Source organism: Pseudomonas aeruginosa (assembly GCF_001457615.1).
Taxonomy (GTDB): domain Bacteria; phylum Pseudomonadota; class Gammaproteobacteria; order Pseudomonadales; family Pseudomonadaceae; genus Pseudomonas; species Pseudomonas aeruginosa.
The window spans coordinates 2312476-2324292 of record NZ_LN831024.1 but is presented as its reverse complement, the minus strand read 5'-3'; the positions used below and the strand labels follow the sequence as shown (position 1 = coordinate 2324292).

Genomic DNA, 11817 nt, shown 5'->3' with positions numbered 1-11817 from the left:
CGACGGTCGCAACCGACAAAGGCGCCTTCCGGCGCCTTTGTCGTCTTCACCCACCCAAACCCGGGCGATTGGCTAGAATCGACGGGCACATCCCTGACGTACGGGAGGCCATCATGCTCAAGCTATTTGCCACCGGCCTGGCAGCCTCGTTTCTCCTCCTGCCCCCGGCGCAGGCCGCACCGCCTGCGCCCTATGGCGTGCAGCCGCACCAGCAGGCGGTGCAGCGCGCCGGCGAACAGCGCCAACGCCAGCTCCAGGAACAGCGCCAGCGCTTCGACGAACAACGCCTGCAACTGCAGCAGGATCAACTGCAACGCCAGCAGCAGAACCTGCAGCGGCAACGGCAGCAGCGACAGATGCAGGACAACCTGATCCGCCAGCAGCAACTGGACCAGCAGCGCTGGCGCCTGGAGCAGGACCAGCGGCGCCTCGACAGCGAACGCCGGCAACTGGAAAACCGCCGGCGCCAGAGCCAGTCCCCGGCGATCCGCTGAAACTGGCCGGCGCCGCGAAACCCTTTATACTGCCCAGCTTTTTTCCAGAGGACCCGTCATGGCCAACTCCTACCTCGAGCACCACCTCGCCCTGCTCCAGCACCTGCGCAACATCCTCGGCGCCCTGGGCGAGGCCGAGCAGGTGCCGGAAGAAAACCACGGGCTGTTCCTCGAGCGTTTCGACGAACTGATGGACGAACTGCCGCGCGACCCGGAAGGCGCCCAATACCTCGGCCAGGACCTGATCTCCCAGGTCTTCCACCGCTATCCGCAGATCGCCCACCTGGTACCGCGCGACCTGCTGTGGTTCTTCGGCGGCGATTGCCTGCACTTCATGCCGGACGAAGAGATCGACCTGTTCCAGCGCCTCGACGAGCGCCGCTACGAAGCCGAAGAGCGCGGCGAAACGTTCGACTGGAACCGCGAAAAACAGTTGCTCGCGCTGCCCGAGGACAGCCCGCGGCACTGAATCGCCTCGCGCCGGACGCACGCCGGCGCGACTCTTTGCGCTTCCGCCGCACGCTCATCTGCCCCTCTAGCTCGCCGCTACGCGCGCCTCGCGCTCTGCGCCGCGCCGGCTGTTGCGCCACGCCCAGAGCTCGGCCGCCTTCAGCGGCGGGGAAAACAGGTAGCCCTGCCCCCACTGGATGCTGTGCCCGCACAAGTACTGTTCCTGCTCCCGGGTCTCGATGCCTTCGGCGGTCATGGCCAGGTCCAGGCGCTGCGCCAGCGCGATGATCGTCTCCAGCACCACGGCATTCACCGATCCGCTGCCGACGCTGCTGACGAACGAGCGATCGATCTTGAGAAAGTCCGCATGCAGCTTCTGCAGGTGGGACAACGAGCTTTGCCCCGTGCCGAAATCGTCCAGCGCCCATTGCACGCCAAGCTCGCGCAGTTGCTGGATGTTGTGCTGCAACTGCGCATCGTGCGGCAGCGCCTCGCGCTCGGTGACTTCCAGGACCAGTTGCGGGCCTTCGCTGCCGATGGCGCCGAGCAAACGCCGCACGTCGTCGACGAACCCATGGCTCGCCAAGTGCGAGCCACTGACATTGACACCGAGATGATCGCCCGCCCCCAGGCCCAGTTGCGCCAGGTCGGCGGCGACCAGGCCGAAGATGTGCCGGGTCAGATCGCCGATCATGCCGTTGTCTTCGGCCAGGGGGATGAAGATGTCCGGCCGCACCTGACTCCTGTCCGGCCGCTGCCAGCGCACCAACGCCTCGACGCCCCGGCACTCTCCGGTATCGAGATGGATGATCGGCTGGTAGACCATGTGGAACTCACGGGCGCGCATGGCCCGATACATGTCGCCGACCAGCGACAGCCGGCGACGGCAGAACAGGTGCGCCAGATATCCCGCCAGCAACGCGGCCAGGAGGATGAAGGGGGCGTAATGCCGCCAGGCATCGGCACGATAGGCGCTGGCCAGCGCGGGAGCGACCGCCACCCGCACCTCGACCGGAAACCTTGCCGAAGCCGCTACGGCGACGCCATCGCCGGTGGCGGGCGCGCCGCCGGGTAGCTGTCGCTGCGACTGTCTCAGGACCATCTGCACCTGGAACCGTTCGTCGTAGGAAGCCGCCTGTTGGATATCCAGCAGGTACTGACCGTCGATTATCGCCAGCACGCCGGATCCGTTTTCATCGCCACGCGACATGATGACCGAAGCCCGCTCCGGTACCTGCGGCGTCGCGTTGCTGGGGGTGATGCGCTGCCCGGCCGGCAGGCTGCCCAAAGCCTTGAAGGCCACCTGCAACGGCAGATCGTGCAACTCGCCCCGCAGGGAGGAGCAATAGACGCTCTCGCGTTCCACTAGGACCAGCGAGCGGAAATACGGGCTCAGCATGGTCATCCGGGTCAATCGGCCCAGGACCTCCCGGCACGGCTTGCCCACCGCCTCCTGGCTCTTGTCCAGGCTGTCCGAGACAACGCCGAGCAGGGTGTCCAACTGGCGAAGAATGGCGACAGAGGTTACCGCGGCCTCGCCTTCGGCACGCATCCTGGCCTGCTGGTACACCAGCGGCGCCATGAGCAACGGGACGGCCGCGAGCGCGGCGACCACGATACCGAAATGAAAGAGACTGTCCCGCCGCGGCCTGCCGATCTGCATAGGTGCCACGCTCCCGCGCAAGTTGCACGAAGCCCGCCCGGGATTGCCGGGATCAGGGTCATGTCCGTATGAGGTTGAAAATACAAGCACGAAGCCGACAACGTCCGACGACGGGAACACCCCGACAGAGCCGGCTCGCTCGCGCCAGCCTGCACCTATTTGCGGCGCAACGCAGCCGGCGCCCGGAACGAATCTTACCCCAGAAGCCTGGCGAGCGACCGCGCCCGCCTCCGCCGCCGAACGCGACGGAAAAGGCGTCCAGCGCGCGGGACCCGGGACGTCCTCGCTACCGCGAGACAGCGGGGCTTGAACGGCAGAACGAGGCAAGTAAAGGAGACCAGGACGAGCAGCCTGGCGCGCAGAAACGAAAAAAGGGCCCGAAGGCCCTTTTCTCTTCGACCCAGGCCGAAACCTGGATCATGTTTGGAGCGGGAAACGAGACTCGAACTCGCGACCCCGACCTTGGCAAGGTCGTGCTCTACCAACTGAGCTATTCCCGCGTTACAACTTGTTGCCCGTTCGGCCGAAACCGAACCTTTGACGCCTAACTTTCACCAACCCCGCCGAAGCCAGGTTGTAGAATTTGGAGCGGGAAACGAGACTCGAACTCGCGACCCCGACCTTGGCAAGGTCGTGCTCTACCAACTGAGCTATTCCCGCAATGGCGTCCCCTAGGGGACTCGAACCCCTGTTACCGCCGTGAAAGGGCGGTGTCCTAGGCCACTAGACGAAGGGGACGCGGCCCGGAACTTACAACAGATCTTTCCGGCTTCCAGTGTTTCGCGTTTGGCTTCACGCTGGAAGTGGCGCGCATTTTATGGAGCGTCCGGGGAGGCGTCAACCCTTCTGAGAAAATTTTTTTAAATCAAAGACTTCTGTGCAAATAATGAGCTGCTGCTATCAGTGGTAGCACCAAGACATTAGACTGAGAAAATTCTTACAGCGGAGTCCCAAGGTGTCGCCACTCCTCATTACCGCCCTCATCATCGGCGGGATCGCCCTCCTCATCGCCATTGGCTATATCAACCACGTGGTGGAAAACAGCAAGCTGGAGAAAGCGCGCCTGAAGGCCGAACTCAACGACCGGGTCCGGCGCTGCGCGCAGATTTCCGAGAGCCTTCCCGGCCAGTTCGTCAGCCCGTCGCTGAAGCTGTTGATGAGCCAGATCGAGCTCAGCCTCAGCGAGCAGCAACTGGCGCTGGAGAAGAAAGCCGATGCCGGGCTCAAGGCTCGTATAGAAGAGTTGCGCGCGCTGGTCGCCAAGGGCGAGTCGATCCCGGTGCGCAATCCGCCCCAGGCGATCCTGACCGAGGACAAGGCCAAGGAAGTCCGCTTCCTCTTCGAAGCCCTGCATGCCCAGCTCACCCGTTTCACCCAGGACGGCCACCTGCCGCGCAGCGAGGCGCAGATCTGGGTCAAGGAGATTCGCCACCTCCTGGTGCGCCTGCATATCGAGTTCTTCGGCAATCTCGGCCAGCAGGCCCTGCAGCAGAACGAACCGCGCCAGGCGCGCCTGGCCTTCGAACGCGGCGCCCAGTACCTGCGCAAGCAGCCCGAGCTGGCGCGCTACCAGGCGGAGCTGCAGCAGATGGAAGCGCAGCTGGCCCGCGCCAACGCGATGGTGCTGAACAACAGCCAGCCGGCGAGCGAGGAGCCCAGCGAACTCAACGAGGGATTGAAGGCCCTCGATGCAGACGACCTGTGGAAGAAGAAGAACGTCTACGACTGATTCCGGCCTGCCTACGGCAGCCGTGCTATAACCCAGGCTCATATCGACCGAGGAAATCGTTATGAGCCTGACACTCTACGGAGCCCCGCTGTCTCCGTTCGTCCGCAAGGTCCGCCTGCTCCTGGCCGAAAAGGGCCTCGACTACCAGTTGGAAGCGATCGCCCCGTTCGGCCAGCCGGCCTGGTATCGCGAGATCAGTCCGCTGGGCCGCATCCCGGCGTTGCGCGACGGCGACCTGGCCCTCGCCGACTCCAGCGTGATCTGCCAGTACCTGGAAGAACGCTATCCCGAACCGCCGAATCTCCAGGGCGACGCCCCCGCCGGCCGCGCAGCGGTGCGCTGGCTGGAAAAATACGCCGACTACGAGATCGCTCCCCTAGCCACGCTGACGATCTTCCGCAACCGGATACTCAAGCCGGCGATGGGCCAGGCCTGCGAGGAAAACGACGTGCGTCGCGCGCTGGAGGAAAAGCTGCCAGCGCACTTCGATTACCTGGAAAACCATCTCGACGGCCGGGCCTTCTTCGTCGGCGAGCGACTGACCCTCGCCGACCTGGCGCTCGCCAGCCAGTTGGTCAACCTGCGTCACGCCGGCGAAAACCTGGACGAGCAACGCTGGCCGGCCCTCGCCGCGCATTTCGCGCGGATGCTCGAACGCCCGGCGATGCAAGCGCTGCTGCCGGGGGAACGACGGACCCTCGACAAGCTCGCAGCGAAAGCCTGAACGCGTCGCTCAGCAGTCCGTCAGGCGCAGGAATATCTCCACCAGGCCTTCGATCCCGGCCTGGTCCTCGGCGCTGAAGCGTCCCACGCTCGGGCTGTCCAGATCGAGCACAGCGACCAGGCGGCCGTCCTTGAGCAGAGGCACCACCAGTTCGCTGCTGGAAGCGCTGTCGCAGGCGATGTGGCCGGGAAACGCGTGGACGTCGTCGACCCGCTGGGTCAGCCGGGTACGCGCCGCGGCGCCGCAGACGCCCTTGGAGAAGGGGATGCGGACGCAGGCGACCTTGCCCTGGAACGGTCCCAGGACCAGTTCCTCGTTGCGGTTCAGATAGAAGCCGGCCCAGTTCAGGTCGCCCAGCTCATGGAAGAGAAAGGCGGAGAACTGCGCGGCGTTGGCGATGAAATCGCGCTCGTCGGCGAACAGCGCCTCGGCCTGCGCCGCCAGCAGGGCGTAGCCGGCCAGCCCGGCGCCAGATTGCTGCAGATCGATCATGCCTGGCGCTCCAGCAGTTGCTTGCCCACCCAGTAGCGGGAGAACTGATAGGCGCAACGGCCGTTGCGGTTGCCGCGGCCAAGCGCCCAGCGGATCGCTTCCTTCTCCAGTTCCTCGCTCCAGCTCCAGGCCAGCCCGGCCTTCTCCGCGAGCACGTCCACCCAGTGGTGAACCACGCTGAGGAAATGCTCCTGAGTGAAGGGATAGAACGACAGCCACAGGCCGAAACGGTCGGACAAGGCGATCTTGTCCTCCACCGCTTCGTTGGGATGCAGCTCGCCGTCCACCATCTTCCAGTTCTCGTTGTCGCTCTGCTTCTCCGAAACCAGGTGCCGGCGGTTGGAGGTGGCGTAGAGCAGCACATTCTCCGGCGCCTGTTCCAGCGAGCCGTCGAGCACGCTCTTGAGTACCCGGTAGTCGCCTTCCCCGGCATCGAACGAGAGGTCGTCGCAGAACAGTACGAAGCGCTGCGGCAGGCCTTGCAGTTGCTCGACCACGCGCGGCAGGTCGGCCAGGTGGTCGCGCTCGATCTCGATCAGGCGCAGCCCGGCGCCGGCCAGCTCGGCCAGCAGCGCACGAACCAGGGAGGACTTGCCGGTCCCGCGGGCCCCCCAGAGCAAGGCGTGGTTGGCCGGCTGGCCGGCGACGAACTGGCGGGTGTTGCGTTCCAGTTGCTCGCGCTGCCGCTCTACGCCCAGCAGGTCGGCCAGGCGCAGGTCGAGGCTGACCTCCAGCGGCTGCAGGTAGCCGCTACGGCCGTCGCGGTGCCAGCGCGCCGCCAGGCTGCGCTCCCAGTCGACGGCTTCGCGTACGGCCGGCAGCAGCGGCTCCAGGCGCGCGAGCACGCTTTCGGCGCGGGCAAGAAAATCGCTCAATCGGGAATCCACTCTGTTCTCCTCGGATCGGACTGACGTCACGGATCGATCATCGGTTGCGCCCAGGAACCCCGACAGACGGTCGGGATGGGCTATGCTAGGCGGCAGAACCTCGCCAAGGCTGATCCCCGCCCCCATGGATATAGCGCTGACCCATCGCCTGTCGTTCAAACAGGCCAGCCTCACCGTGCTGGTGGCCTTTATCCTGGGAACCCTGCTCAGCCTGATTCAGGTTGGCGTCGATTATGCCAGCCAGGACGCATCCATCAATCGCGAAGTGCGCGCGCTGCTGGACGTCAGCCACAACCCCGCCGCGCGAATCGCCTACAACATCGATGCGGAGCTGGCCCAGGAGCTGGTCCTCGGCCTGCTGCGCTCGCCCGCCGTGGTCCGCGCGGAAATCATCGACACCTCCGGCCTGCCGCTGGCCAGCGCCTCGCGCGAACCCGCCGAAAGCCGCCTGCGGCCGCTCAGCGACTTCCTCTTCGGCCACAAGCGGGTCTACGAGGACCCGTTGCATGTCGACCATGCGCCGGGCGAGGCCCTCGGCGTACTGCACCTGGAAATCGACACCTTCGTGTTCGGCAACGACTTCCTCCGTCGCGCCGGCATCACCCTGCTCTCCGGCTTCGTGCGCAGCCTGCTGCTGTCGCTGATCCTGCTGGTGCTCTTCTATACCCTGCTGACCAAGCCCCTGGTCAGCCTGATCCAGGCCCTCAGCGGACACGATCCACGCTCGCCGGCACGCATGCGCCTGCCCTGCCCCAAGGGCCACGAACGCGACGAGATCGGCGTGCTGGTGGAAGTCATCAACCGCCAGCTCGGGCGCATCTCGGTAGAGATCGAACAGCGCCGGGAGGCGGAGAACCGCCTGACCCAGTACCTGGAGGAGCTGGAAAGCATCGTCGCCGCCCGTACCGCCGAGCTGAAGGCCGCCAACGCGCGCCTGACGCTATCCAACCAGGAACTCGAAGAAGCCCGCCAGACCGCTCTCGATATGGCCCAGGCCCGCGCCAGCTTCCTGGCCAACATGAGCCACGAGATCCGCACGCCGCTGAACGGCCTGCTCGGCATGCTCTCGCTGAGCCTCGACGGCCCGCTCACCCCGGAACAGCGCCAGCAGCTGTCGATCGCCCACGACTCCGGCAAGGTGCTGGTGGAATTGCTCAACGACGTGCTCGACCTCTCCAAGTTCGAGGCCGGGCAACTGGTCCTGGAACAGATCCCGTTCGACCTGGGCGTCCTGGTGGAAGACACCGCCAGCCTCCTCTCGCAGAACGCCGCGGCCGGCGTGGAGCTGACCTGCCTGGTCGACCCCGCCCTGCCCGCCCAGGTTTCCGGCGACCCGACGCGGATTCGCCAGGTCGTCAGCAACCTGCTGTCCAACGCGCTGAAGTTCACCCGCCTGGGGCGGGTCGACGTTCGCGTGGAAGCCACCGCCGAGGGTGTGCGCATCAGTGTGCGCGACACCGGCATCGGCATCGCCCAGGAGGCGCTGGATCGCATCTTCCAACCGTTCACCCAGGCCGACGCGGGTATCACCCGCCAATACGGCGGCACTGGCCTCGGCCTGGCCCTCACGCGCAAGCTGTGCGAGGCCATGCAGGGCGAGCTGACGGTGGAGTCGACGGTCGGCCTGGGCAGCCTGTTCAGCGTCGGCCTGCCGCTGGCGCCGGTCAGCCCTCCGCTGCAGGCGCTGCCGCTGCGCGGCCGGGTGATCGCGCAATGCTCGGCCAACAGCGGGCTGGCGCAGCTGCTGCAAACCTGGCTGCCGCGCTGGGGCCTGGAGTACAAGCGTCTGGAGACCGACGACAGCCTGCTCGGCCACTCGCTCGACGTACTGATATCGGATTGCCCGGACTGTCTGATGGGACTGCGTCCGAGCATCGGTACGCCGATCCTGCTGGTCACCGCCTACGGCAGTTTCCTCGAACCGGAGCTGGCCCGCCGCCTGTCGCCGCTGCGCCAACTGGCCAGGCCGCTGAGTCGCAACCAGTTGTACCAGGCCCTGAAACACGTGCTCGAACACACTGCCATAGCCCCGTCGAGCGCCTCGGACACCACGGGAGAACAGCGCAACACCCGGGTCCTGCTGGTGGAGGACAACCCGGTCAACCAGTTGGTCGCCAAGGGCCTGCTGCACAAGCTCGGCTGCCAGGTATGGATCGCCGAACACGGGCTGAATGCCCTGAAGATGCTGGAGGAGCATCCCATCGACCTGGTCCTGATGGACTGCAACATGCCAGTGATGGACGGCTACGAAGCGACCCGGCAGATCCGCGACAGCGGACGCTGGGGCGGCCTGCCGATCATCGCGCTGACCGCCAACGCCCTGCCGGACGAGCGCGAACGTTGTCGTGCCGCCGGCATGGACGACTACCTGGCCAAGCCTTTCCACCGCGACGAACTGAAAGCCATCCTCGACCGTTGGTGCCCGCTCACCGCGAGCGACTAGCCGGCCTCGCGACGACGGCTAGCCTCCTACCGCCAGACGGAAGCGCGACAGCAATCCGCCCAGGCGCTGGTGCAGGTCGAACATCTCGTTGAGGTCGAAACCGGTGCTGCAGATCAGCTGCTGGCGCAGCGGAATGACCCGTTCGCGCAAGGTGATCCCCGGCACCGTCAGCGTCAGGTGCACTTCCCGCTCATCGTGACTGGCGCGACGGCGATCCACCAGGCCGAGCTGTTCGAGACGCTTGAGCAAGGGCGTCAGGGTTCCGGAGTCGAGCAGCAGGCGGTCGCCCAGGGCCTTCACCGTCGGCTGCTCCGGCGGGCTCGCATGCCACTCCCAGAGCACCAGCATGACCAGGTACTGCGGGTAGGTCAGGCCGATCTGTTCGAGCAGCGGCCGATAGCCGCGGATCACCGCGCGCGAGGCGGCGTACAGCTTGAAACACAGCTGGTTGTCGAGCAGCAGCGATTCTTCGACGCCATCCGGCCTGGCGACTTTTCCCCGGGTGCTCATTCAAGCAGCGCCTCGATCGCCGAGCTCAGCTCCTCCGGCTTGGTGGTCGGCGCATAGCGCTTCACCACCTGGCCATCGCGGCCGATCAGGAACTTGGTGAAGTTCCACTTGATGCCCTGGCTGCCGAGCAGGCCCGGCGCGCGCTTCTTCAGGCTGACGAACAACGGGTGGGCGCCGGCGCCGTTGACCTCGATCTTCCTGAACAGCGGGAAGCTCACCCCGTAGTTCAGTTCGCAGAACTGCGAAATCTCGCCCTCGTCGCCCGGTTCCTGCTTGCCGAACTGGTTGCAGGGAAACCCGAGCACCACCAGTCCGCGCTCACGGTATTTTTCCCACAAGGCCTCCAGCCCCTGGTACTGCGGGGTGAAGCCGCACTTGCTGGCGGTGTTCACCACCAGCAGCGCCTTGCCGCCGAAGTCGGCCAGGGTCTTCTGTTCGCCCTTGATGGTGGTGCAGGGAATGCTCAGCAGCGAATCGCTCATGGCTTGTCTTCCTTGTTGAGGGTGGGTCTCGAAATAAAGTATCTCGCAATTCAATTGCACACAACTTGATTGAATGAAAAACGACCCGAACCAAAGACGGGTCGTCGCTCTCTAGCTCTCCCGCGGCACCAGCTTCAGCGAGGCCGAGTTGATGCAGTAACGCAACCCGGTGGGCCGGGGGCCATCCGGGAAGACGTGCCCCAGGTGGGCATCGCAGCGACCGCAGCGGACTTCGATGCGATGCATGCCGTGGCTGAAGTCGTCCAGTTCGCGGACCGCCTCGGCGTCCACCGGCTGGAAATAGCTCGGCCAACCGCTGCCGGAGTCGTACTTGGCGTCGGAGTCGAACAACGCCGTGCCGCAGCAGGTGCAATGATAGATCCCGGGGGTCTTGGTGGCGTGGTATTCGCCACTGAAGGCGCGTTCGGTACCGCCCAGGCGACAGATGTGGAACTGCTCTTCGGTCAACTCCTCGCGCCAGGAGTCCAGGGGTTTGTCGATCTTGCTCATCGGCTCTACCTCGCGATCTGAAAAATGCCCGGCGCTCCCTTTTCCGGGGGACGGGCCGCACGTATCATGCGTGCTCCTTATAGACGCCAGTCTGTCATCCGCGTTACAGCCTGCCAAGCCGCGATCCAGCGGGCTTTTCGCAGCCTGTTCCACGGTGTTCGCTCACTTCGGGACTCGACACATCATGCAGGTCAGCAAATCGAACAAGCTCGCCAACGTCTGCTATGACATTCGCGGGCCGGTGCTCAAGCACGCCAAACGCCTAGAGGAAGAGGGTCACCGCATCCTCAAGCTGAATATCGGCAACCCGGCGCCGTTCGGTTTCGAAGCTCCCGAGGAAATTCTCCAGGACGTCATCCGCAACCTGCCGACCGCCCAGGGCTACAGCGACTCCAAGGGCCTGTTCAGCGCGCGCAAGGCAGTGATGCAGTATTACCAGCAGAAGCAGGTGGAAGGCGTCGGCATCGAGGACATCTACCTCGGCAACGGCGTGTCGGAACTGATCGTGATGTCCATGCAGGCGCTGCTGAACAACGGCGACGAGGTGCTGATCCCCGCTCCCGACTACCCGCTGTGGACCGCCGCCGTCAGCCTCGCCGGCGGCAAGCCGGTGCACTACCTGTGCGACGAGCAGGCCAACTGGTGGCCGGACCTGGAAGACATCAAGGCGAAGATCACGCCGAATACCAGGGCGATGGTGATCATCAACCCGAACAACCCCACCGGCGCGGTGTATTCCAGGGAAGTGCTGGAAGGCATGGTCGAACTGGCCCGCCAGCACAACCTGGTGCTGTTCTCCGACGAGATCTACGACAAGATCCTCTACGACGGCGCCGTCCACGTCTCCACCGCCTCGCTGGCGCCGGACGTGCTCTGCCTGACCTTCAACGGCCTGTCCAAATCCTACCGGGTGGCCGGCTTCCGCTCCGGCTGGGTGGCGATCTCCGGGCCCAAGCAGCGGGCACAGAGCTATATCGAAGGTCTCGACATCCTCGCCAACATGCGCCTGTGCGCCAACGTCCCGGCGCAGCACGCGATCCAGACCGCCCTGGGCGGCTACCAGAGCATCAACGATCTGGTCCTGCCGCCGGGGCGCCTGCTGGAGCAGCGCAACCGCGCCTGGGAACTGCTCAACGACATCCCCGGCGTCAGCTGCGTGAAGCCGATGGGCGCGCTGTACGCCTTCCCGCGGATCGATCCGAAGGTCTGCCCGATCCACAACGACGAAAAGTTCGTCCTCGACCTGCTGCTCTCGGAAAAACTGCTGATCGTCCAGGGCACCGCCTTCAACTGGCCGTGGCCCGACCACTTCCGGGTGGTCACCCTGCCCCGCGTCGACGACCTGGAGCAGGCGATCCTGCGCATCGGCAGCTTCCTCAAGGGCTACCAGCAGTAACCTCCCCGCTCCCGCGGCGCCGCTGGCGCCGCCCTGC

General features: G+C 65.3%; 12 protein-coding genes and 3 tRNA genes. 6 read left to right on the top strand and 9 right to left on the bottom strand.

Features of this window, described 5'->3' with window-relative positions; genetic code table 11:
• The first annotated feature begins 113 nt into the window (after window positions 1-113).
• Window positions 114-494, top strand: coding sequence for a PA2816 family glutamine-rich protein (locus AT700_RS10810; protein WP_003090889.1), 381 nt, complete (start codon window positions 114-116; stop codon window positions 492-494).
• 58 nt (window positions 495-552) lie between these two features.
• Window positions 553-963 carry a PA2817 family protein gene (locus tag AT700_RS10805; protein ID WP_003090890.1) on the top strand — a complete coding sequence of 137 codons (411 nt, stop codon included), beginning with the start codon at window positions 553-555 and terminating at the stop codon, window positions 961-963.
• Between the two features lie 66 nt (window positions 964-1029).
• Here the strand turns inward: AT700_RS10805 and arr are convergent, their stop codons facing one another.
• The 4 genes from arr to AT700_RS10785 form a co-directional block, all read right to left on the bottom strand.
• The gene (gene arr / locus AT700_RS10800; RefSeq protein WP_003114772.1) at window positions 1030-2607 is read right to left on the bottom strand and encodes an aminoglycoside response regulator cyclic di-GMP phosphodiesterase Arr; all 1578 of its coding nucleotides are present in this window, start codon (window positions 2605-2607) and stop codon (window positions 1030-1032) included.
• Between the two features lie 424 nt (window positions 2608-3031).
• A tRNA-Gly gene (locus AT700_RS10795) sits at window positions 3032-3107 on the bottom strand.
• An 84-nt stretch (window positions 3108-3191) separates the two neighbouring features.
• A tRNA-Gly gene (locus tag AT700_RS10790) sits at window positions 3192-3267 on the bottom strand.
• A gap of 2 nt (window positions 3268-3269) precedes the next feature.
• Window positions 3270-3345: transfer RNA gene (locus AT700_RS10785), tRNA-Glu, on the bottom strand.
• Between the two features lie 217 nt (window positions 3346-3562).
• Between AT700_RS10785 and AT700_RS10780 the strand changes: the two genes are divergently transcribed.
• Together AT700_RS10780 and AT700_RS10775 are read left to right on the top strand one after the other, a co-directional pair.
• Window positions 3563-4336 carry a hypothetical protein gene (locus tag AT700_RS10780; protein ID WP_003090903.1) on the top strand — a complete coding sequence of 258 codons (774 nt, stop codon included), beginning with the start codon at window positions 3563-3565 and terminating at the stop codon, window positions 4334-4336.
• A gap of 61 nt (window positions 4337-4397) precedes the next feature.
• A complete protein-coding gene (locus tag AT700_RS10775; RefSeq protein WP_048521055.1) occupies window positions 4398-5060 on the top strand; it encodes a glutathione S-transferase family protein in 663 nt (220 codons plus the stop codon).
• Between the two features lie 9 nt (window positions 5061-5069).
• On the opposite strand, the gene AT700_RS10770 is transcribed toward AT700_RS10775, so the two are convergent.
• Window positions 5070-5552, bottom strand: a complete 483-nt coding sequence (locus tag AT700_RS10770) for a GAF domain-containing protein (RefSeq protein ID WP_003090905.1) — start codon at window positions 5550-5552, stop codon at window positions 5070-5072.
• Window positions 5549-6439 carry an ATP-binding protein gene (locus tag AT700_RS10765; protein WP_003098802.1) on the bottom strand — a complete coding sequence of 297 codons (891 nt, stop codon included), beginning with the start codon at window positions 6437-6439 and terminating at the stop codon, window positions 5549-5551. Before AT700_RS10765 ends, AT700_RS10770 begins: the two co-directional genes overlap by 4 nt.
• Before the next feature lie 82 nt (window positions 6440-6521).
• On the opposite strand from AT700_RS10765, the gene sagS reads away from it, so the two are divergent.
• Window positions 6522-8882: a two-component system sensor histidine kinase/response regulator SagS gene (gene sagS, locus AT700_RS10760; RefSeq protein WP_003116565.1), complete on the top strand. Its 2361-nt coding sequence runs from the start codon at window positions 6522-6524 to the stop codon at window positions 8880-8882.
• An 18-nt stretch (window positions 8883-8900) separates the two neighbouring features.
• Here sagS and ospR read toward each other — a convergent pair whose 3' ends face one another.
• The 3 genes from ospR to msrB all read right to left on the bottom strand — a co-directional run bounded on the left by ospR (window position 8901) and on the right by msrB (window position 10384).
• Window positions 8901-9392: a hydroperoxide stress response transcriptional regulator OspR gene (gene ospR / locus AT700_RS10755; RefSeq protein ID WP_003098805.1), complete on the bottom strand. Its 492-nt coding sequence runs from the start codon at window positions 9390-9392 to the stop codon at window positions 8901-8903.
• Window positions 9389-9874, bottom strand: coding sequence for a glutathione peroxidase (locus AT700_RS10750; RefSeq protein ID WP_003090910.1), 486 nt, complete (start codon window positions 9872-9874; stop codon window positions 9389-9391). Before AT700_RS10750 ends, ospR begins: the two co-directional genes overlap by 4 nt.
• 111 nt (window positions 9875-9985) lie before the next feature.
• Entirely contained in the window at window positions 9986-10384 is a 399-nt protein-coding gene (msrB, locus tag AT700_RS10745; RefSeq protein ID WP_003090911.1) for a peptide-methionine (R)-S-oxide reductase MsrB, read from the bottom strand.
• 184 nt (window positions 10385-10568) lie between these two features.
• Here msrB and AT700_RS10740 point away from each other — a divergent pair, with 184 nt between their 5' ends.
• Entirely contained in the window at window positions 10569-11780 is a 1212-nt protein-coding gene (locus AT700_RS10740) for a pyridoxal phosphate-dependent aminotransferase (RefSeq protein ID WP_003090913.1), read from the top strand.
• Window positions 11781-11817 lie beyond the last annotated feature (37 nt).